Origin of the sequence: Lentibacillus saliphilus (genome assembly GCF_019093865.1) — a bacterium.
Classification (GTDB): Bacteria; Bacillota; Bacilli; order Bacillales; family Amphibacillaceae; genus Lentibacillus_B; species Lentibacillus_B saliphilus.
In genome coordinates this window covers 142,542-162,222 of record NZ_JABJXD010000004.1, presented here as the reverse complement: position 1 = coordinate 162,222, position 19,681 = coordinate 142,542, and the positions used below count along the sequence as shown (strand labels likewise).

Below are 19,681 nucleotides of genomic sequence, written 5' to 3'. Positions count from 1 at the left end.
CATCATTGATTAATCAGCTTTAAGATTTGTTAAAATGCTGTTGCATAGCTCGTCTTTTTGTCGTTCATCATGTTATGTATTTCACTTATTTTGTGTAACATTTATTGATATTATGCGATCTATTACCATTTTTTTACACGAATGTGATATCCTTTTCACACTTTTGTCACTAGAAAATTTACCATGTTCCTTAAATAGATGTCAATGTTTTTTTAGCTACTATTTATTAGTAATTTTCACGTTTATGCTAAAAGCGATGTTCACCAAAAAAAGAGCACCGATCACGTGTCGGCACTCTTTCATATGACATTTAATGATACTTAGAAAAACAAGGATACGAGCCAAGGCGCAGCATATAATACCATAAACTGCACACCGTAATTAATACCTTTTCGATGTAATAAACCTGCCACAAGACCGATTAACATAACACCGAATATATTTACAACACCAGCTTCCATAAATGCGAGCATCAGTACGAGCCCGAAGAAGAGACCGAGCATCGCTTCATGAGGCACTCGTTTAAAAACAAACGCACAAATTGGCTGAGCGTATTTGATCGTTACATAGTACGTCAAGGCAATGGCAACGACTGAACCGATCACACTGGCAAAAACGAAATCACTCATGCTCAATAAATGATGCATATTATGATCCTCTGTAAATACAGGTGGCGCTTTAAACAACGCATTTGCCGGTCCGATTGCGGTTGGTGATAAAGGTAAACCAATCGCAATAAGCGGGATAAGCGTACCCGCAATATATGAGGCATTTGTTAGACCATCCATTGCTGATATGGCTCTTGTAGCGCGCTTTATCGGATCCTTAATTCGACTCGTTAAAGTCTCACCTAGAAATATTGTCATACCGACCGGGCTCATAAAGAAGGTCAAAACACCTAGGAAAGAAGACAACGACGTCGTTCCAATTTCTTTAATGTCGAGAATTTTAAAAGGGTTAGGAAAGCCCTTTTCTCGTTCTGTTTTATACAATGATATATTTTTAGTCCCATGCCGTGGCATTTGTTTACGAATATGTGGGATCAGTAATTCAAACAGCTTTAAGATGACTGGACCAATTGTAATGCCGAGGAAAAAAGATATAAACACTGTTTTTCCTTCAGGTACAACACCAATTTCCCAATAAAACTGTCGGAGTCCTTGGATTAAGAAGGCAAAAGGAACGATGGATAACAATGCAAGCCAGCGGTTTTTTGTCATTAAGGCTAAGAAGATTGCGCCACCAAAGAAAATCTGCCCAGAATATTCAGCAATGACATCCTGAAGTGGAATTAAAGCACTTGCCAACAATAAACTCATTGGAATAGCAATAATTGTTCCTAATACAGAGCCTGATGCCATCTTGCGAATACTAACATCTGGAATACCATGTTGTTTTAATACCATGGCATGGTCGACCATTGGCGCAGACATGACCCCTCCAGGAATACCTGCTACAGCAACTGGAATAGAATCTGTCAATTTCTTGGCCACAATTGCAGACATGAAAAATGTAAGAATAACTATCGGTTCAAAACCTGCCAGTACGAGCACGAGCGTTACGGGTGCAAGCACAGCTGTTTCATCTGTTCCGGGTGCAATTCCAATAAGTGTATATAGCACAGAACCAATTACGGCTGCACCAAGCATTTGTATGAGTAGATCTAATTCCATTTACTGCTTCTCCTTTTCCACATATTTAAACGTTCGTTTCGGTTTTATTAAAAAGCTTGATATAACAAATCCAACAATGGCACCGATCAAACCAAAAATGAGTGGTTTTGGTGGGTCATCAGGCGCCAATAAATAACCTCCAAGTGTTGTCATACTACTAATGATAATACTGAGAACGAGATCTTTAATTTTAACTAAGTCAGCCCATACTTCAACGTACTGCTCATCATTATTGACCTGTTCATTCATTTTGTCCGACATGTACACACCTCTTTTTTCTTAAAATAGCCCTAAACTAAAAAAGCGTTATAAAAATAACGCTTTTGTAATGATTGATTATACAGTGTTATCTATTATATGTGAAACATTTTACAAGTTTTTTTGCATGTTATTTCATACCACTTCATAAATTAATACGGATGCTTGCATAATATGCTTGAATTGACCAACCATAAAAATGAATGAACTTATAGGAGGTAGGAGCTATGCACAATACGAACCAATCAGGTAACTTGCAGCAATCAACAAATGTACCACCACAAATGAATCACGGTGGGCACGAGCTATATGACGCACACGAAGCGATATCAACGCTTGTCGGGGGATTGGAACAAGCTGTTTTATATGAACAGCATATTCAAGACCAAGAATTAAAAGGCATACACCAACGTCATCGTACGTTTATGACTCAGCTATACAACACGATTATTGATACGTTTACAAGCGGGAAGGATCCTGCTGTTCCAACACAGACGTATAACATGCAGCTTAATAATGATGTGATTTTCGGAACACAGCAAGGTCAGCCAAAAACACCCGCACAAACGCCAGGTGATATTAATGACCAATGTGTATCAGGGTATATGATGGGGAATTTAAAAGCATGTGCTTCAGCATTTACGATGACAGCACTTGAGGCAACCAATCCTGTACTGAGACGCGTTTTAGCTGACAGTATTCCGAATTTAGTTGAAATGGCGTATGAAATTTTCCTATACCAAAACAAGCATCAGTACTACCAGGTACCTCAGCTCAAAGAACAGGATATGCAAAATTATCTCAACAGCTTTGCACCCATTCAAAACACAATGCCTCACTAAACTGTATGAAAACGATAAACTGCAATGAGGCTGGACCATAACTAAAAATTTAACGCTACAGACGAACACTGCTCAACATTAGCTCCGGAAATATACACGCAGACTCCTGTGGGAGAATTGGTTATGATGCTGAAATTACGCAATGCAGGGCTCGTTTTACGCAATGTGGGGCTCATATTTCGCAATGCGGGGCCCGAATTACGCAATGCAGGGCTCATATTACGCAATACAGGGCCCGAATTTCGCAATGCGAGGCTCATATTACGCAATGTGGCGCCCGAATTTCGCAATGCGGGGCTCGAATTACGCAATGCAGGGCTCATATTACGCAATGTGGGCCTCAAATCCCGCAATGCGGGGACCGTATTACGCAATGCAGGGCTGAAATTACGCAATGCGAGGCTCATATTACGCAATGCAGGGCTCATATTACGCAATGTGGGCCTCAAATCCCGCAATGCGGGGACCGTATTACGCAATGCAGGGCTGAAATTACGCAATGCGAGGCTCATATTACGCAATGCAGGGCTCATATTACGCAATGTGGGGCCCAAATCCCGCAATGTGGCGCCCGAATTTCGCAATGCGAGGCCGAAATCCCGCAATCTGCAGTTCGATCAGCGAGTCCATTTCCATTTTCCCTTATAGAATGTTGGTTTTTACAAATGATCCTTTACTGCCTGTACTCTATATCACTCAATTAACATTTTTTCTAATCAGCTGAGGAAGGCATAGGTAAGAACCCACAGTGCGTTAGGGGATGGAAGGCTAAGACCGCGACGACGTCTTGTCGCAACGCCTTCATAACCAACATCGTGTGTGTCTGTGTCGATCGCGTAGTATATTTCCGGAGCGACCATATTGCTCGGTTTTTCATTAAAGTAGATTGTCCCACCCTCGTTCTCATGATTTATGTTTTTCAACATATACAACTGGGAAAGCTAGGAACAAAGATTGATATTCTATGAATGTGTCCACATTAAGACCTATTTTCACTGGTAATTCATGTATTTTTAGTGATTCCTATTGCATTTTGTTATAAAATTGATTAAAATAAACTCTTGCTATGAATAAGTTCTACACTAGAACTATTAGAGGTGAAAAAGCATGAAACGTATCATGTCTTCAAAAATTGGGTTTTTCATGATTGCTGTCGTTGCAATCTGGCTGAAGTCCTATCTCATCTATTTAAACGAATTCGACTTAGACATACAAAATAGTATACAACAATTTCTATTATTCTTTAATCCAATGAGTTCAGCCTTGATCTTTTTGGGATTAGGTTTATTCGCCAAAGGAAGACGTGCCGGTTGGTTCGTAATCGGTATTCACGCGGCTATGAGTTTCCTATTATACGCTAACGTTGTGTTTTACCGCTTTAATACGGATTTTATAACGTTACCGACACTCACACAGACGAGTAACTTCGGAAGCCTAGGTGGCAGTATTGCGAGTTTAGTAGAATGGCATGACCTTTTCTATGGTCTTGACATTGTTCTGCTCGTTGCATTGTTTCTTTTCATTAAACCGACCTGGTCAACAGAACGGCTTCAAAAGCGTCAGCCAATGCTTGTTATGATGGTTGGTATGCTTGCGTTCATGGTCAACTTAACGATGGCAGAAGCAGATCGTCCACAATTACTGGAGCGTACATTTGATCGCAACTATATTGTGAAATATCTAGGTGCATACAACTTTACAATCTATGATGCTTTGCAAAATATCAAATCATCTACACAGCGTGTTTTGGCTGATAGCAATGACATTACAGAAGTAGAAAACTATACAAAAAACAAATATGCTGAACCAAATGAAGAGCTTTTCGGTGTTGGTGAAGGCAAGAATGTTATTAAAATACACTTAGAATCTTTTCAGTCATTTTTGATAGACTACGAGTTACATGGCGAAGAAGTCACACCATTCTTAAATTCACTTGTGCATGATCAAAGTCAAAATTACACGTACTTTGAAAACTTCTTCCATCAAACAGAACAAGGGAAAACAGCGGATGCGGAGTTTATTCTTGATAACTCATTGTATGGGTTGCCACAAGGAGCTGCCTTTGTCACAAAAGGTAATAACACGTATCAAGCACTTCCAGCTATTATGAAGCAACAGCAAAACTATACATCTGGTGTGTTCCACGGTGATAACAAATCATTCTGGAACCGCGATGAAATTTATAAAGCTTTTGCTATTGATGAGTTCTATGAAGAAGCGCACTATGATATGAGTGAAGAACAGGTCATAGGCTACGGCCTTAAAGACAAACCATTCTTTAAAGAGTCAATGCCATACCTTGAATCGATGTCACAGCCATTTTATGCACACATGATGACCTTAACGCATCACCACCCTTATTTAATTGATGAGGAAGATGCAACGATTGCACCAGCTGAAACAGGTGATGGTTCTGTTGACCGTTACTTCCAAACAGCCCGTTACCTAGATGAATCATTAGAACAGTTTTTCAATGATCTAAAAGAATCTGGGCTTTATGAAGACTCAATTATTATGATTTATGGTGACCACTACGGTATATCCCAAAATCACAACAGAGCAATGGAAGAAATACTTGGTGAAGAAATTACACCATTTAAAAATGCACAATTGCAACGCGTACCATTTATGATCAAAATACCTGGTGTTGAAGGCCAAGGCACAGTACAAAAATATTCAGGTCAGATCGATGTCATGCCGACGTTGCTACACTTATTAGGAATTGACGCCCAAGATTATATTCAGTTCGGAACAGATATGTTCTCAGAAGACCATCAAGAGGTCGTACCATTCCGAAGCGGTGATTTCATTACACCTGAATACAGCAAAGTGTCAGGAACGTACTATGACAATGCAACAGGTGAAGAAATCGAACCAACTGAGGAAATGGAAAAAATGAGCGAAAACGTTGCACATGAGCTCGAACTCTCCGATAAAGTTGTTTACGGTGACTTACTCAGATTTTATACACCAAATGAAAAATGGGAGCCCGTTGACACATCAGATTATCGATATGAAGTAGAAGAAGACTAAAAAGCAGTTAAATGCCCGGCATCAGCCCTTTTAAAGGCTGGTGTTGGGCTTTTTCATGCCCATTTGCCACGACATTCTATCCCCCTAAATTGCTTAGTTTTTGCCTAGGTGTAGTATGTGCTAAAGTTGATGAAATATAACAGCATAATGTCATGTAAGTTGGATCATACTATTGATGCACGATCAAATAAAGGGGTTGAGATGAATGGGCCGAGATGAGCATAAACATGCAAAAGGCAAAAACGTATTAGCCCAAACACCGAGACAAATGCTCTCAAATGGGATAGATGTTGAATTTTCTGCTGAGTTTGCTGATGAAGCTGATGAAAAAGCGAAGGCTAGACGAGATGCAGCAGATCAACGTAATAAAACACGCAATTAAACAATATGGAAGCGATCAAGTATCGCTTCCTTTTACATACTGTATGTCAGCACGTCGTCCTTGATTAACGCAGGATAAAAGTTGCATATCACGGCAATACTCCTTACAATCGATATAGAACTTGACGAAAGCGAGGCACTTACACCATGAGCAAAAAAAATGTAGATGATTATTTAATGGAGGGTATACACGGTAAGCGTCGTCCTAACGAATCTGAACGCGCCTATTTTCTCGGTACATTAAGAGAAAGGATTGTCATCGCGCTAACAAAAGGACAAGTGATGTCAGACAAAAGCCTTGCTAAATTAGAAGAAGCGATGAAAGAGCATCCAGAAGCAACATTACTCATTAATGGTACAATTTCTTATCGTTTTTTAAAAGCAGAAAAAGACCTTGCGAATGCATACAATATTGCTTATACCGTTATTACAAATGAAGAGGTGGAGACAGATATTGGTGCTGTATTAACATATGATTTCGCCATTGACCAAGAATCCATTTTTGTTGAGGATGAAGTGGTGAGTAATCAGCCAGAACCTGTCCAAAAAGGCTCTTTTCTTGATAAGATCAAACGTTTTTTTAGTCCAAATCCATAACAGCCATAATGCCTGAGCATTATGGCTGTCTAATAAACATTTGTATTTAAAGCTTCTGACCATAATACTTATCAATTGAAAAGCCACGCCCTAGTATTTCAGAAGCATTCAAAAATACGACAAAAGCTGCCGGTTCTTCTGCTAAGAGTAAGCTACGAAGTTTTACGGCTTCAGGCTGTTCAGCGACACAAAGAATCATTGTCTTATTTCGGTTGGAGTAACCGCCAACAGATCGAACTTTCGTTAACCCTCGATCAAGCTGCTCCCTAATCATTGTTTGAACCTGTTCTTCATGTTCTGTTATGATTAAAACCAATTTTGAAGATGTCGTTTGAAGCTGGACTTTATCAATCACCTTACTTGTTACATAAATACACATTAAAGCGAATAACGTTAACTCTAAATTAAAGACGATAATTGACGAAATGACCACGATGCCATCTACGGCGAATTGTGCATAACCGCTGGACAAACCGGTGAATTTCTTTAACACTTGAGCAATGGCTGCTGTCCCACCTGTCGAGCCACCACCACGATAGACAATACCAAGACCTAAACCTAGAACAATTCCACCATAAATGGTTCCTAGAAACGGGTTCGTAATCGTATATGGGATATCAGCTGTTAGCCAAATAATAGTTGGAACCAAAACAGTCCCTAGTAATGTTTTCCATCCAAAATCCTTCCCCATCGTAATCCAACCGATTAAAAATATCGGTACGTTAATGACTAATTGAGTCAAACCCGGACTCCAACCAAACATTTCATTCAAAATTGTACTAATACCCGAAATGCCGCCCGCAGCTAATTTAGAAGGAAGCAAAAACATATTATATGACAACGCGACAAGAATTGTGCCAACAACAATTTGCATATAATCTTTCATAATTGGCTTTTTAGTTATAAAATTGATCATCACTATTCCTACTTTCGTATGTCCTGATGCCCAAAATTATATTTTAAATTTATTATGTAAACCTGTCAATATCCTTCATTCCATGCTCATAATTTTCACCACACCTCCAAATACTATAAAAGGAGGTGTTGAGTTTGTCACAACCTTATAGATGCCCTAATTGCAAAACAAATCGCACACGCTTTAATTTGATTGAACAAGTCGCTACACCCGTCAAACTAGATCCAGAATCCGGAGACGTTCTCAATGACTACTCAGATGGATCAGCAGTTGAAGTGTTCCATACGACCTACAATGGCCCCAAGTACAGAATTCAATGTGGGGCTTGCGGTTTAATCGAGAACGAAAGAACCTTCGTCCAATTCGGGCTAAGAAAAGACTAATCTTTTAAAGGAGGCCAAGCCATGGCTAAAAATCGCAAAGGACCAAAACAGCAAGAAGAGCCAAACTTGCCAAAAAGTCCTGATCAACCGTACGGAGAACCACTGGATGGCTCACACCAAGTCAAACAACGCAACCACTCACGTCAAAAGAAACATACATCGCACGATATGTAACCAGCTTAAAAAGCCATTACCTTTCACATTTAAAGGAATGGCTTTTTAAATACCCCTTTTCATACAGGTCATGTGCATCGTCTGTCATTTCAGCACCTTTTTCTAACGTGTTGGACATTTTTATACCAAATGGACAGTGGAATCAGTCATAATAGGTATAGATGAAACAGATTAATATGCACCTATGATCACCTTAATGAAATGAACGTGAACGAAGACCTGCGATGATATGTCAAGAGAACAATACAGTTCATCCAAGCTATATCGCTCAAAGAACAAGTCCATCATGGCCCGCGTACACTGGGAAACAGTCTTCTTAATGTGGTAAATCCACAAGGAGAATAAGAATTGGTCCAAATGATCCTAAGACCATTATCTAGGAATATCTCAGAGCGTCCAAGTGATTAACATATGATGTAGGTTCGTTCATTCATCTATGAAATAGACGCACATACTGAGTTACCCGAAACGGAAGGCGGCGCCTCCAGCGGGAACAGCACGAGACTTGAGACCCCACAGAGGTTAAAAGGTAGGAAGGCTAAAGTCGCGACGTCCTGTCGCAACGCCTTCATGACCAACATCCTGTTGGCCCGAGACTCAAGCCGTGCCCGCGGAGAGCGTCCGCCTGCAGTGAAAGGTAACGGAGTTATAACTGGTTGTTTGCTTAAAGAAACTTTAGAATAAATGGGTTTAAAACCTAAACATACTATACGAGGAGGGATAACATGAAGGTTAACATTGATATTAATGAAACATATTCAAACACAACCATCACAATACAAGCTCCTGCTTGGAATGAGGAATTACAGAACATCGTAGACATCATGAATAACAAGATGCCTAAACGTTTATTCGCTACAAGAGATGATGAAACCATTCTATTAAAAGCCGAAGCCATCGATTTCGTTTTTGCGGAACAACGCAAAGTTTTTGCTGTCACATCTGACGGACACTATGAAATTAAAATGAAGTTATTTGAAGTCGAACAGATTCTCCTAAATTACCATTTTAGCCGTTTCTCAAAATCAGTCATTGGTAATTTAAATCGTATTACCCGATTTGAGCTTTCCTTTAATGGCAATCTTTGTGTTTATTTTATTTCAGGTATGAAAACGTACATTTCTCGAAAATATGTGAAAGACATCAAAAACAAACTGGCTCTTGGAGGTGACGATCTATGATGAAGCATTTGATCAAACGTTTGATTACAGGTATCGCAGCAGGTGGTTTGGTAACGTTCTTCTTTGTTACCATCTTTAAATTCAATCACATGACGTTGTCTGCGGATATTTTATGGTACAACATGATCGGGAGTTTTGCTGTCGGAATCTATTTTGCAACAAGTCCACTTGTGTTTGAATATGATCAGTGGAGTCCTTTGAAACAGACAGTGATCCACTTTATCTTATCCATCATTGTCTATTACAGCATTGCCTTACCACTCGGATGGATACCAATCACGACACCCGCTATCATAATCAGTGTTGTGTTGTTTATTTTACTATACGCACTCTGCTGGATTGGATTTAAAATCTACTTCAAACGGATGGCTGAAGACTTAAATAAGGTCATCAAAGAAAAATAACCATCTTTAACATCTAAACGATCCTTTACAACGAGAAAACGCTTCCATATAATGGTGTTAATCAATATATGGGGGGATTTCATGACACATATAGAAGAAGGCACGATATTATGGACACCCACCGAAGAACGCAAAAGGGTGTCCAATATTTATGCTTATATGAACTGGCTAAAAGAAGAAAGAGAAAAAGACTTTAGCAGTTACCAAGATTTATGGAAATGGTCTGTCCATGATATTGAGGGGTTTTGGGCGTCTATTTGGGATTATTTTAACGTGACATCAGGTCATCCGTACGAAACGATTCTAACGACACATCGTATGCCTGGGGCCAAATGGTTTCCTGAAGCAACCATTAATTATACTGAGCATATATTTAGAGACCGTGATTGGAATCAACCTGCCATCATTCATGCCTCTGAAACGCGGGCCACTGAGGAAATCACATGGGGACAGCTTTACAATCAGACAGCTGCCGTCCAACACACATTATTAAAGCTCGGTGTCTCAAAAGGAGACAGAGTTGTCGCTTACGTATCGAATATTTATGAAGCTGTGTCCACCTTTTTAGCTGTGGCGGGAATAGGTGCGATCTGGTCCAGTGCCTCACCCGATTTCGGTACTCAAAGTATCATTGACCGTTTTAAACAAATTGAGCCGAAAGTGATGGTAACGGTTGATGGTTACAGTTATGGTGGTAAAGCGTTTGATCGACTTAACGTCATTGAAAGAATCCAGAGTGAACTGCCAACATTAGAAGCAACGATTGCAATTCCTTTTTTAAATGAGGATGCTGATTTCTCTCGGCTGAAACAACCAATCTATTGGAATGACATCATGGATGCGCCTCAGGACCATCAACTATACTATAACCGCATTCCTTTTAATGATCCGTTATGGGTCTTATTCTCCTCTGGCACAACTGGTAAACCGAAACCAATTGTTCATAGTCAAGGCGGCATATTGCTAGAGCATTTAAAAGCGCTCACCTTCCATGCCGATCTTGGACCTGATGACCGTTTTTTCTGGTTCACCACGACGGGCTGGATGATGTGGAATTATCTTGTCAGTGGCCTACTCACGGGCAGTACGATTATCTTATATGACGGTAACCCAGGCTACCCTGATTTAAAAGAGCTCTGGTCGTTCGCAGAAGAAACAAACATGACCGTATTTGGAACGAGTGCGAGCTACATTACTGCATGCATGAAGGATGAAACACTTAACCCTAGTACCGAATTTGACTTAACTCATTTAAAAAACATCAGTTCTACCGGATCCCCCTTACCACCTGAGGGCTTCCAATGGTGCTATGACAATGTGAAAGAGGATTTGTGGATTGCATCTGCAAGTGGTGGGACAGATGTGTGTACCGCGTTTATTCTCGGTGTGCCGACTTTGCCAGTGTACGCGGGAGAGTTACAGTGTCGAGGACTTGGTGCGAGCATTGAAAGCTTTAATGAAGAAGGACAGCCGCTCATTGAAGACGTTGGCGAACTCGTTTTAACAGAGCCCTTTCCATCGATGCCAATTTATTTTTGGAATGATCAGGACGGCAGTCGCATGCACGACAGTTATTTTGATATGTATCCAGAGGTTTGGCGTCACGGTGATTATTTAAAGATTACCGACAGAGCAACATGCGTCATTTATGGACGGTCTGATGCGACGATTAACAGAGGCGGTATACGAATTGGCACAAGTGAAATTTACCGTGCCGTCGATCAGGTGACAGGTATTGCCGATAGTCTGATCGTCGACATTCCACAAGAGGACGATTCTGCTGTGCTTTTGTTCGTTCAGATGAAGCCAGGTCAAGCATTAACTGATGATGTGAAGACATCGCTCGTTACACAAATCAGAACCCAGTGTTCGCCACGACATACGCCAACAGCAATTTACGAAGTCCCTGAATTGCCTGTGACGCTCAATGGGAAAAAGCTTGAAGTTCCGATTAAAAAAATTCTCATGGGCCAGTCTGCTGACAAGGTCGTTAATGTCGGATCTCTTAAAAACCCTGAAGCACTTTCATTTTTTATTGACTTCGCTCATAACGCACTGCAAAAAACAGAGACACAGCAGTAAGGATATGTTTCAAATAAAATTGACCGATACAACACGTTGAGTATCGGTCAATTGGTTTATTCAAGTACACATTAACCCCTTCATTCCTGATTCACTTTAATGCGTCCATGTTTTGTCTTCAACTGAACAGCATATGTGCCGTTTCCACTCACAGCTGAAAGCCGATCCGTTTGTTGTTGCTTGAAGTTAAAGGGCACAGTTGTTGTCACACTATTCGCTGGTGCAACAAGATCGAATGAGGCGTCTGGATTAACACCCACATATGTTACCTGCACGTTTCCACTCCTTGTTTCAAGCTGTAGTGAACTGCTTTCTAAAACGTTAAAGTGAATAGATCCTGAGCCTACGTTTCCGGTTGCACGGCCTTTAAAGTTATCCATTTTCACATTGCCCGATGATGCTTCGGCAGACAAATGCCCTACATGAACATCCTCACCCTTCATGTTACCAGAGGACACAAGACATCCAACGTCTTCTTTTACATGGATTTGCTGCAATTGAATATTACCTGATGATCCTTTTAGCTGTGCCTGGTGGCCATGAAAATTTAATAGTTTCAGATTGCCTGAGGTTGATTGACCGTCTGTCACGTCACATGACACATCCTCCACATACGTATTTCCAGAAGACACTTTAAAACTTAAATGGTTCAATGTGGAATTAACAATCTTCACATTACCAGAAGAGGCTTTGATCGAACAATCCGTTGCATTCAAGTCTGTTACCTTAATATTACCTGATGATCCTTTTATATGAATCGCTTCTGTCTGAATCGAATGCAAATGGACATTGCCGGATGTCGCAGCAACATTCCACTTGTTTGCCAGTCCATGCGGCACCATTATGTTCAAACGGCATTGCGGTTGATTTATAACACGGAATATATTTTTCGATTGAGATGGAACTAAAGCGGAAATAACCCCACGTTCACGATCAAACTGATAATCAAGCTCTGGTCCGCCTTCAAAACTCTCAAGCATAACATCTACAGTACGCGCGTTATGCATCTGAACATCAACATTCACCATATCGGTTTCAATAACAAATTCTAGCACATTTTGCGGGTCGATGGATGCTTTCTTGACTGTTTTTTCGTACGTTTGTTCTACGCCTTTTCGAAGGCTTTCGACAACTGTTTTTAAGATATTTCCTCTCACCATGACTTAACACGCCCCATTCATTGTTCTCGTATTAAGTATACAGTTGCGCACACTCGCAATCGCCTAGCTAACGATTGATTTTATCTCCGCCTTGAGACGTAGGTTGATGATAAGAATCGCCCCCCTGGTATTGTACAAGCAGCCTTTTTCCCAAACCATCTGTACCTATTTCGAGCAATGATGTTATAAAAGAAATCCCTTATCGGTCGAGGCACCAACAAAAGCGGATAAAGTAACTTCCAGGGCAGACGCAAATCACGACACAACTTTAAAGCAGCGGATGATCTAAAATAGACACGGTTATCCTGAACCAATACGAAACTATTGATCTCTTGTGGCACACCGTATCTCTTTAGGAGCTCTTGCCCGACGGAGCTTTGTAAGGATGCGAACTTAAAACGTTTCATTGGATCACGTTTTATAATAAACTGCACACTTGAATCACAGAAATGACACAAGCCATCAAATAATACAATGTCGTGCATAGTCCTAGCCTCCTTCTGATGCCCTTTGAAAATACCAACTTACATCAAATATCCGTCGCTAATCCTGTCTTTTTGACCGTTATGAGACTCGCAACCACATAGGCGATAAAACCAGCAACTACGGGTATGACAACAGTGTGTAGCCCGAACGGATTTGGATAAAAGTAATGCGATAAAACATAAAGGCCAAACCCAACACCCATTGATGTCAGAGCACCATATTTATTTCCTTTTTTCCAGTATAATCCCATAATAACCGGCCAGAGAAATACAGCTTCAAGACCACCGAAACCGAATAAATTCAACCAAATGATGAGCTGAGGTGGATCAATTGCCATCATAAATACGATGACGCCAAGAAGTGCGGTCATACCAATACTCATTCGCTTAATCGTCTTGTTGGAAGCTCTCGGATTAATGTAATTTAAATACACATCCTTAATAACTGAAGAGCTTACAAGGAGCAGCAATGAATCAACTGTAGACATAATTGCAGCCATTGGAGCAGCAAGTACAGCCCCCGCTAGCCAAGCTGGCATTACCTCAAGAGCAATTAATGGCATGACCTTATCCCCTACTTCTATTCCAGGCAAAATCGGCCGCGCAAACACACCGATGAGATGCATGTTCAGCATGATAAATCCAACAACAACCGTTCCAATAATAATGGCACGATGCATCGATCTCGTGCTCTTATAAGCCATCGCTCTGATCGCAATTTGTGGGAGTGCAACGACACCCACTCCGACCAATATCCAGAAGGAAGACACATATGTAGGTGATAACGCTCTATCTGGACCATATGGTGTAATTAAATTCGGGTTCTCCGCCTGCAAATCCGCTATGATATTCGGAATACCGCCGCCGGCAATAATAACGGCGATGAGCAAGATAAGTGTTCCAATAAACATAATCGTCCCTTGAATGGCATCCGTCAGTGCCACTGCTCGAAAGCCGCCGATTGTAACATAAACAAGAACGGATACGGCAAATATAAACAATGCACTCATATAACTGAGCCCTGTTAGTGACTCAATCAGGCGTGCCCCACCAATCCATTGAACAGCCATAAGAGAAAATAAGAACAAAATAATGCTAATTGCTGATAAAATAACGACCCATACGGATTGATAGCGTGACTTTAAAAAGTCGACCATCGTTACAGATTGATAGCGGCGTGTAACGATAGCGAATTTTTTACCGAGCACCATCAACACGAAGTATCCAGTTGCAACCTGACTCATCGCTAATAGAACCCAGCCGAGCCCTTTATCATATGCGACACCCGGTCCGCCAATAAAACTACTAGCACTGCCATATGTCGCTGTCATCGTCATCGCTAATACAAATCCACCCATACTGCGGCCGCCGAGGAAATAATCTTGCAAAAAAGATGTTGATGATGTCATATATCTCGAAGCCCATAAGCCAGCAACAAAAATTATAACTAACAAAATAATGAGTGGAACTAAAGCCTCTGCATTCATACGTGCTCTTCCTCCTCTTCCTCAAGGGACATATCCGTAAAAAATACTTTAACAACGAAGGTTACAAGCACGATCATAACAACGAGACCAACAACACAGCTGTAAAAAAACCAAGCTGGTAATCCGAATACAAATTGATAATCAGCCGGATCTCCTTTTCCTAAGCCATAGGCAAAGCCAAACCACCAAATAAAATTAAATATAACTAAAGCGACACCAATCATCGCCTCTTTATGCGCCACTTTAAAACGCGGATCCACTTTTGGAGGCATATTCGAATGCATAAACTCACTCCTCGCATTTATCTTATATCAATATAACGCAAAAATTATAAAAACAAAACAGATCTAAACGAAAAACAACTGGATAAATATGCCTCATTTTCATCCAAAACAAAAAAGCGTGATATCACAAAGTGTGACCACGCTTTTAGTAATTAGCCTTCTATCACTTGAGGGGGCTTTCTAACTAACGCCATAATGCCGGCGATTAAGTAGAATAATCCGCAGAACAGCGCCATTCCCGCTGTTATAACGGTACTAATGACAGCTGTTATAATGAGAATAATACCAGCTACTTTTGGTTTGTTATTACCCTTCAAAAGAATCATTGAAATAACGCCCAAAATGATTGCTATTATGGACACGATAACGATATACCAGCCTAGATTACTCGCCATGTCAATGATGATGTTCACATCTTCAGAAGATAGCGTCGGATCTTCGTTAATCATATCTGATGTGAATTGTCCTTTAATCTCTTCATCATCCAGTAAGAACTTCAAAAAGATTCCTACAACTGCAAGTCCAGCATAAATAACTGCACCTACAATCCCCAAAATGACTTCCCCTGTTCGCTTCATTTCTCAAACCTCCCGATTTATAAAATCCATTCCCAAATATTGTATGGACGCATTAATATCAATATAACATATCACATGCTAAGTATCGATAAATGAAAAATACTCACACAATTTAGTTACAATATATGGGCTATATTCCATACGTCACATATCTTTGAAAGGTTCCATTTTTATCATCTAGTGAGGCCGCCCATTCTAGGTCAAAGCCATCCCGTTTTGGACGATTGAACCATATATTATAGTGAGAACGCTTTAAGGAGGATATGTTCATGAATGAGTATGATCAACATCACATACAACAAGGTGAAGACCAACGTCAATTCAATCCGAACCAATTTTTAGGATCATTCTTTCAAGGGATGATGCCCTGGAATCAACCCGGCGGATTTCCCGGCCCACCGTGGGCAGGAGGCTCTCCAGGTGGTGGATTCCCTGGTCAGCCCGGAGGTGGCTTTACAGGCGGTCCACCATCCAGTCCACCACCAGGAATAACACCTGAACAACCACAGTTCCAAGCACTGGCTGTCGATCCTGGTGCGATACGTGGATGTTTGTATCGTTTCACGTTTGTTTGGTTAAGGCGATCTTCGTTCTGGTTCTATCCAGTATTTGTCGGGCGCGAATCCGTTGCGGGCTACAGATGGAACGGAAGAAGATGGGTTTACTTCGGTATTGATCTTGACCGCATCCAGTCTTTCCAATGCTTCTAGGTGTCATAGTTGCATTCTACCTTTGAAAGTGATTTTATTTTGCTTTGTATATCAAAAACACCCCTTGAAAAAATCACGACCCTTCATATGAAAGGTCGTGATTTTTGTTTATTTCTCCATTATTTCATCAACAGTCTTTTCAACTTCTTGACGTGTCATTTTTTCTCGGCCATTCCGCATAGCTTGTAACGTCTTTTTTGCCAATGCTAATGGTATTTTACAAAATAGCATGATGTTTCGCGTCTTAATATCTTTCATATATTCATCCGCTAGCTGCAAATTCGTTTCTGCATAAGCAAACACATCATCACGTCCCCAGCCCTCCGGAATAAAACGAACGCCGCGTTCTGCAAAATCCTCATCCTGATTTCGCAGGATGTTGACCGCCTGTAAACCACGGCCATACCCAATTGCCAAATCACGATCGGTTTTAGTTCCGTCATGCCATTCCCATATATCTGAGAGCATAACACCAACTAACCCAGCAACGTAATACGTATAATCGTCTAAATCATCTTTTGTTCTGATATCCCAATCATTAAGTGTCCATTTTGCCATTCCTGTAGCCATTTCACGTGTCGAATCTTTTACCTTTCCGACAATATCATCTGGACAGACATCTAACCAGTCACCGAGCCGCAACGTAACTTCCGGTAACAGTGATTCGTAAGGCTGCAACAGCTCTTTGTAACGTGGTGTATCGAACGTCTCCTCCTCAAGTAAAGCGCTCGTCTCTAGCAGCAATCTTGCCTTCGTATCATTGGGCAGTTCTTCATGATCTTCAATCTCATCGATTGCTCGCATACATAAATAAGCAGAGCCGACTGTATGTTTCAATATAGGTTTAAGCAATGTTATCGGTATGTAAAAAGTCCGGCTCGTTAACTTGAGCATATTCATAGCTTCTTTTTGCAATGTTTTATCCTTTTTTAACATATTGAAAGTGTCCTCCTTGACCGACTGTGGTCAAACCAAGTATACCAAAAAAGCCCGCACCTGTCGCATGCATTTCATCACATAATTATGTCAAATTCTTAAGTGTTGTTGAAGCAATCGTCTGCAGCCAGTCTTTTTCAAACATTATAAACAAAAGAAAATCAGCATACATCCCCCCTATCTTGCATTACACTATACTATGTTGTAATATAGATTTAGAGGAAATAATAACCTAGTCAGAGGTGAACGCTTTGTCTACTTCTAGTCAAATGCTTAAAGGCCTTCTTGATGGAAGTCTGCTCGCATTGATTGCAAAAGGGGAAACGTACGGATATGAGATTATCCATAAGCTGCAAGACCATCATTTCCCAATCATAAGTGAAGGTAGTATTTACCCCGTACTCATGCGCTTACAGAAGAAGAATTACGTCTCAACAACAACACGTAAGTCCCCAAGTGGGCCGAAGAGAAAATATTATCACATTACACAAGAAGGAAAAGAAGAGCTTGAAAACTTCCATGCACAATGGAAGGCGTTATCACAAGGTGTTACATCTTTGCTTGAAGGGGGAGACCATTAACATGCTATCGAATCAATCGGAACAATTTATCGTCGAGTTACGCATGTACTTAATGTCTAAAGGAAAAAGAGACAAAGATATAGATGAGATTGTTGATCAATTAACAGACCATTTACACCAAGCTGAAAAAGAAGGAAAAAGCGTGGCCCATATTACTGGAGATAGTCCAAAGACGTATATGCAGCGGCTTGGTCAGGAGATGGACTTCGATAAAAAGCAAACCATTCTACTTGTTCCTCAGACCATATTGTTAATGATGGCGTTTTTTAGCTTTACACCAGCAGTAGCCGGTACATTTTCTCTTTCAATATTAGGTCTTATTTCATATGTGGTCATGGGCATTATCGGAATTGTCATCTATGGTGTGATCGTTGTTAAGGTACTACCTAAGCTGTTTCATTCAAAATGGTTTTATGGAATTTTAATTGGTGCCTTTATCATTGTTACAGGTACATTTGTTGTCATCATGTTTATCGAGGAGGGCATGAATTCAGAACCTTTCTTTGTCGCGTCACCGCTCCAGAACAACTTGATTGCAGTCGCATGTATCGCCATATTTATCGCGACAGCTCTTTACATTAAAGCATGGTTTCCTGTTCTCATTGCGTTGTTCTTATCCATCGCTCCTCTTGGACAACGGTTTGTACCAGAACACATTAACAAAGACCCTTTCTGGATTACTGTCACGATCGTTATAAGTGTACTCATTTCCATCGGTGTTGCTGTGTTTTTAATGATTAAATGGAAAAAGAAAAAAACCGCTTAACAAACAGGAAGAGGAAAGTATGAGCTACTAAATCTCACTTTCCTCTCTTCAACTTATGAAATTCTCGTGCCGTTTTCTACTGGCTCGTCCGGCTTTAGTAATACGACATCACCGTCTTTAGGTACGCCACCTATCACGAGAACCTCAGACTTATAGCCAGCTACCCGCATTGGAGGGAAATTCACGACCCCGACGACTTGTCGACCAATAAGTGATTCTGGCTCATAGCGTTTCGTAATTTGCGCCGAGGATTGTTTAATACCAATCTCAGGTCCAAAATCAACCTCGAGTTTAATCGCAGGTTTTCTCGCCTCTGGAAAAGGCTCAGCCTGTATGACAGTGCCAATTCTCAGATCTAAGGACATAAAATCATCAATCGTTGCCATAAAAAAACCTCCTTTATTCGCCTTATCATTTTGACAGTAGCCCATCTAAAATATACATATCAATAGACTCTACCTTTCATGATCTGATGTCCTTCGCAGTCTTAATAAATGCAGCTAACGCAACAACGAATGCCGTCATAGCTAAAATAGCTGAAGCGATAAGCATCTTTTAGCCCCTTTCTCAATGTATGACCATTTATCTTATCCAATCAAACCAAAATCCTTAATCCTATAAGTCGTTATAAAAAGAGTGTGAATATATAATCATTATAAAACGCTAAAGATATTTAATCAAAAATTATCATTGTAATACACTTTTCGGACGCTTGTGTTTCTCATATTTTAGGTTTATCATTAGATGGGCATCTTATGGATATAGACAGA

The 19,681-nt window shown here is 40.5% G+C and carries 23 protein-coding genes; 13 read left to right on the top strand and 10 right to left on the bottom strand.

Translation table 11 applies throughout. The features are described from left to right. Positions 1–320: 320 nt before the first annotated feature. A complete protein-coding gene (locus HPC67_RS08960; RefSeq protein ID WP_217587262.1) occupies positions 321–1,673 on the bottom strand; it encodes a tripartite tricarboxylate transporter permease in 1,353 nt (450 codons plus the stop codon). Beyond that, on the bottom strand, positions 1,674–1,934 hold the full coding sequence (locus HPC67_RS08955; protein WP_246569877.1) for a hypothetical protein: 261 nt from the start codon (positions 1,932–1,934) through the stop codon (positions 1,674–1,676). It lies immediately after the preceding gene. A gap of 224 nt (positions 1,935–2,158) precedes the next feature. On the opposite strand from HPC67_RS08955, the gene HPC67_RS08950 reads away from it, so the two are divergent. The 5 genes from HPC67_RS08950 (at position 2,159) to HPC67_RS08930 (ending at position 6,784) form a co-directional block, all read left to right on the top strand. Then, positions 2,159–2,773, top strand: a complete 615-nt coding sequence (locus HPC67_RS08950; protein WP_217587261.1) for a spore coat protein — start codon at positions 2,159–2,161, stop codon at positions 2,771–2,773. A gap of 123 nt (positions 2,774–2,896) precedes the next feature. Next, positions 2,897–3,421, top strand: coding sequence for a hypothetical protein (locus tag HPC67_RS08945; RefSeq protein WP_217587260.1), 525 nt, complete (start codon positions 2,897–2,899; stop codon positions 3,419–3,421). A gap of 459 nt (positions 3,422–3,880) precedes the next feature. Next, positions 3,881–5,806, top strand: a complete 1,926-nt coding sequence (gene ltaS / locus HPC67_RS08940) for a lipoteichoic acid synthase (protein ID WP_217587259.1) — start codon at positions 3,881–3,883, stop codon at positions 5,804–5,806. A 205-nt stretch (positions 5,807–6,011) separates the two neighbouring features. Next, the gene (locus tag HPC67_RS08935) at positions 6,012–6,188 is read left to right on the top strand and encodes a YfhD family protein (protein WP_217587258.1); all 177 of its coding nucleotides are present in this window, start codon (positions 6,012–6,014) and stop codon (positions 6,186–6,188) included. Between the two features lie 146 nt (positions 6,189–6,334). Beyond that, positions 6,335–6,784 (top strand): YueI family protein, encoded by a 450-nt coding sequence (locus HPC67_RS08930; protein WP_217587257.1) that lies wholly within the window; start codon positions 6,335–6,337, stop codon positions 6,782–6,784. 46 nt (positions 6,785–6,830) lie between these two features. Here HPC67_RS08930 and HPC67_RS08925 read toward each other — a convergent pair whose 3' ends face one another. Continuing rightward, positions 6,831–7,700, bottom strand: coding sequence for a YitT family protein (locus HPC67_RS08925; protein WP_217587256.1), 870 nt, complete (start codon positions 7,698–7,700; stop codon positions 6,831–6,833). A 134-nt stretch (positions 7,701–7,834) separates the two neighbouring features. On the opposite strand from HPC67_RS08925, the gene HPC67_RS08920 reads away from it, so the two are divergent. From HPC67_RS08920 to HPC67_RS08900, 5 genes are all read left to right on the top strand, one after another. Continuing rightward, positions 7,835–8,083, top strand: a complete 249-nt coding sequence (locus HPC67_RS08920) for a DNA alkylation repair protein (RefSeq protein ID WP_217587255.1) — start codon at positions 7,835–7,837, stop codon at positions 8,081–8,083. Positions 8,084–8,104: 21 nt separating this feature from the next. After that, positions 8,105–8,257: a small acid-soluble spore protein P gene (locus HPC67_RS08915; protein ID WP_217587254.1), complete on the top strand. Its 153-nt coding sequence runs from the start codon at positions 8,105–8,107 to the stop codon at positions 8,255–8,257. Between the two features lie 725 nt (positions 8,258–8,982). Continuing rightward, on the top strand, positions 8,983–9,438 hold the full coding sequence (locus HPC67_RS08910; protein ID WP_217587252.1) for a LytTR family DNA-binding domain-containing protein: 456 nt from the start codon (positions 8,983–8,985) through the stop codon (positions 9,436–9,438). Beyond that, complete coding sequence (locus tag HPC67_RS08905; RefSeq protein WP_217587250.1) at positions 9,435–9,842, top strand: DUF3021 domain-containing protein; 408 nt, start codon at positions 9,435–9,437, stop codon at positions 9,840–9,842. Before HPC67_RS08910 ends, HPC67_RS08905 begins: the two co-directional genes overlap by 4 nt. Positions 9,843–9,923: 81 nt before the next feature. Further along, positions 9,924–11,924 (top strand): acetoacetate--CoA ligase, encoded by a 2,001-nt coding sequence (locus HPC67_RS08900; RefSeq protein ID WP_217587249.1) that lies wholly within the window; start codon positions 9,924–9,926, stop codon positions 11,922–11,924. An 80-nt stretch (positions 11,925–12,004) separates the two neighbouring features. Here the strand turns inward: HPC67_RS08900 and HPC67_RS08895 are convergent, their stop codons facing one another. The 5 genes from HPC67_RS08895 to HPC67_RS08875 form a co-directional block, all read right to left on the bottom strand. Continuing rightward, the gene (locus tag HPC67_RS08895) at positions 12,005–13,084 is read right to left on the bottom strand and encodes a DUF4097 family beta strand repeat-containing protein (protein ID WP_217587248.1); all 1,080 of its coding nucleotides are present in this window, start codon (positions 13,082–13,084) and stop codon (positions 12,005–12,007) included. Between the two features lie 80 nt (positions 13,085–13,164). Beyond that, complete coding sequence (locus HPC67_RS08890; protein WP_217587247.1) at positions 13,165–13,569, bottom strand: thiol-disulfide oxidoreductase DCC family protein; 405 nt, start codon at positions 13,567–13,569, stop codon at positions 13,165–13,167. Between the two features lie 44 nt (positions 13,570–13,613). Beyond that, positions 13,614–15,056, bottom strand: a complete 1,443-nt coding sequence (gene panF, locus HPC67_RS08885; RefSeq protein ID WP_217587246.1) for a sodium/pantothenate symporter — start codon at positions 15,054–15,056, stop codon at positions 13,614–13,616. After that, positions 15,053–15,328, bottom strand: a complete 276-nt coding sequence (locus HPC67_RS08880; RefSeq protein WP_217587394.1) for a YhdT family protein — start codon at positions 15,326–15,328, stop codon at positions 15,053–15,055. The genes panF and HPC67_RS08880 overlap by 4 nt, the downstream gene beginning before the upstream one ends. Before the next feature lie 164 nt (positions 15,329–15,492). Continuing rightward, positions 15,493–15,918 carry a DUF4064 domain-containing protein gene (locus tag HPC67_RS08875; protein ID WP_217587245.1) on the bottom strand — a complete coding sequence of 142 codons (426 nt, stop codon included), beginning with the start codon at positions 15,916–15,918 and terminating at the stop codon, positions 15,493–15,495. Positions 15,919–16,181: 263 nt separating this feature from the next. Between HPC67_RS08875 and HPC67_RS08870 the strand changes: the two genes are divergently transcribed. Continuing rightward, on the top strand, positions 16,182–16,628 hold the full coding sequence (locus HPC67_RS08870; RefSeq protein WP_425514309.1) for a hypothetical protein: 447 nt from the start codon (positions 16,182–16,184) through the stop codon (positions 16,626–16,628). Between the two features lie 108 nt (positions 16,629–16,736). Here HPC67_RS08870 and HPC67_RS08865 read toward each other — a convergent pair whose 3' ends face one another. After that, positions 16,737–17,564: a squalene/phytoene synthase family protein gene (locus HPC67_RS08865; RefSeq protein ID WP_217587243.1), complete on the bottom strand. Its 828-nt coding sequence runs from the start codon at positions 17,562–17,564 to the stop codon at positions 16,737–16,739. 251 nt (positions 17,565–17,815) lie between these two features. Between HPC67_RS08865 and HPC67_RS08860 the strand changes: the two genes are divergently transcribed. Together HPC67_RS08860 and HPC67_RS08855 are read left to right on the top strand one after the other, a co-directional pair. Then, the gene (locus HPC67_RS08860) at positions 17,816–18,145 is read left to right on the top strand and encodes a PadR family transcriptional regulator (RefSeq protein ID WP_217587241.1); all 330 of its coding nucleotides are present in this window, start codon (positions 17,816–17,818) and stop codon (positions 18,143–18,145) included. Between the two features lies 1 nt (position 18,146). After that, positions 18,147–18,911 (top strand): DUF1129 family protein, encoded by a 765-nt coding sequence (locus HPC67_RS08855; RefSeq protein ID WP_217587239.1) that lies wholly within the window; start codon positions 18,147–18,149, stop codon positions 18,909–18,911. 53 nt (positions 18,912–18,964) lie between these two features. Here HPC67_RS08855 and csaA read toward each other — a convergent pair whose 3' ends face one another. Beyond that, the gene (csaA, locus tag HPC67_RS08850; protein WP_217587238.1) at positions 18,965–19,297 is read right to left on the bottom strand and encodes a chaperone CsaA; all 333 of its coding nucleotides are present in this window, start codon (positions 19,295–19,297) and stop codon (positions 18,965–18,967) included. Positions 19,298–19,681: the final 384 nt, after the last annotated feature.

Excerpts from the sequence above, each read along its gene's own strand:
- HPC67_RS08960 (WP_217587262.1), bottom strand. The coding sequence starts at position 1,673 with ATGGAATTAGATCTACTCATACAAATGCTTGGTGCAGCCGTAATTGGT.
- HPC67_RS08955 (WP_246569877.1), bottom strand. The coding sequence starts at position 1,934 with ATGTCGGACAAAATGAATGAACAGGTCAATAATGATGAGCAGTACGTT.
- HPC67_RS08950 (WP_217587261.1), top strand. The coding sequence starts at position 2,159 with ATGCACAATACGAACCAATCAGGTAACTTGCAGCAATCAACAAATGTA.
- HPC67_RS08945 (WP_217587260.1), top strand. The coding sequence starts at position 2,897 with ATGATGCTGAAATTACGCAATGCAGGGCTCGTTTTACGCAATGTGGGG.
- ltaS (WP_217587259.1), top strand. The coding sequence starts at position 3,881 with ATGAAACGTATCATGTCTTCAAAAATTGGGTTTTTCATGATTGCTGTC.
- HPC67_RS08935 (WP_217587258.1), top strand. The coding sequence starts at position 6,012 with ATGGGCCGAGATGAGCATAAACATGCAAAAGGCAAAAACGTATTAGCC.
- HPC67_RS08930 (WP_217587257.1), top strand. The coding sequence starts at position 6,335 with ATGAGCAAAAAAAATGTAGATGATTATTTAATGGAGGGTATACACGGT.
- HPC67_RS08925 (WP_217587256.1), bottom strand. The coding sequence starts at position 7,700 with ATGATCAATTTTATAACTAAAAAGCCAATTATGAAAGATTATATGCAA.
- HPC67_RS08915 (WP_217587254.1), top strand. The coding sequence starts at position 8,105 with ATGGCTAAAAATCGCAAAGGACCAAAACAGCAAGAAGAGCCAAACTTG.
- HPC67_RS08910 (WP_217587252.1), top strand. The coding sequence starts at position 8,983 with ATGAAGGTTAACATTGATATTAATGAAACATATTCAAACACAACCATC.
- HPC67_RS08905 (WP_217587250.1), top strand. The coding sequence starts at position 9,435 with ATGATGAAGCATTTGATCAAACGTTTGATTACAGGTATCGCAGCAGGT.
- HPC67_RS08900 (WP_217587249.1), top strand. The coding sequence starts at position 9,924 with ATGACACATATAGAAGAAGGCACGATATTATGGACACCCACCGAAGAA.
- HPC67_RS08895 (WP_217587248.1), bottom strand. The coding sequence starts at position 13,084 with ATGGTGAGAGGAAATATCTTAAAAACAGTTGTCGAAAGCCTTCGAAAA.
- HPC67_RS08890 (WP_217587247.1), bottom strand. The coding sequence starts at position 13,569 with ATGCACGACATTGTATTATTTGATGGCTTGTGTCATTTCTGTGATTCA.
- panF (WP_217587246.1), bottom strand. The coding sequence starts at position 15,056 with ATGAATGCAGAGGCTTTAGTTCCACTCATTATTTTGTTAGTTATAATT.
- HPC67_RS08880 (WP_217587394.1), bottom strand. The coding sequence starts at position 15,328 with ATGCCTCCAAAAGTGGATCCGCGTTTTAAAGTGGCGCATAAAGAGGCG.
- HPC67_RS08875 (WP_217587245.1), bottom strand. The coding sequence starts at position 15,918 with ATGAAGCGAACAGGGGAAGTCATTTTGGGGATTGTAGGTGCAGTTATT.
- HPC67_RS08870 (WP_425514309.1), top strand. The coding sequence starts at position 16,182 with ATGTTCATGAATGAGTATGATCAACATCACATACAACAAGGTGAAGAC.
- HPC67_RS08865 (WP_217587243.1), bottom strand. The coding sequence starts at position 17,564 with ATGTTAAAAAAGGATAAAACATTGCAAAAAGAAGCTATGAATATGCTC.
- HPC67_RS08855 (WP_217587239.1), top strand. The coding sequence starts at position 18,147 with ATGCTATCGAATCAATCGGAACAATTTATCGTCGAGTTACGCATGTAC.
- csaA (WP_217587238.1), bottom strand. The coding sequence starts at position 19,297 with ATGGCAACGATTGATGATTTTATGTCCTTAGATCTGAGAATTGGCACT.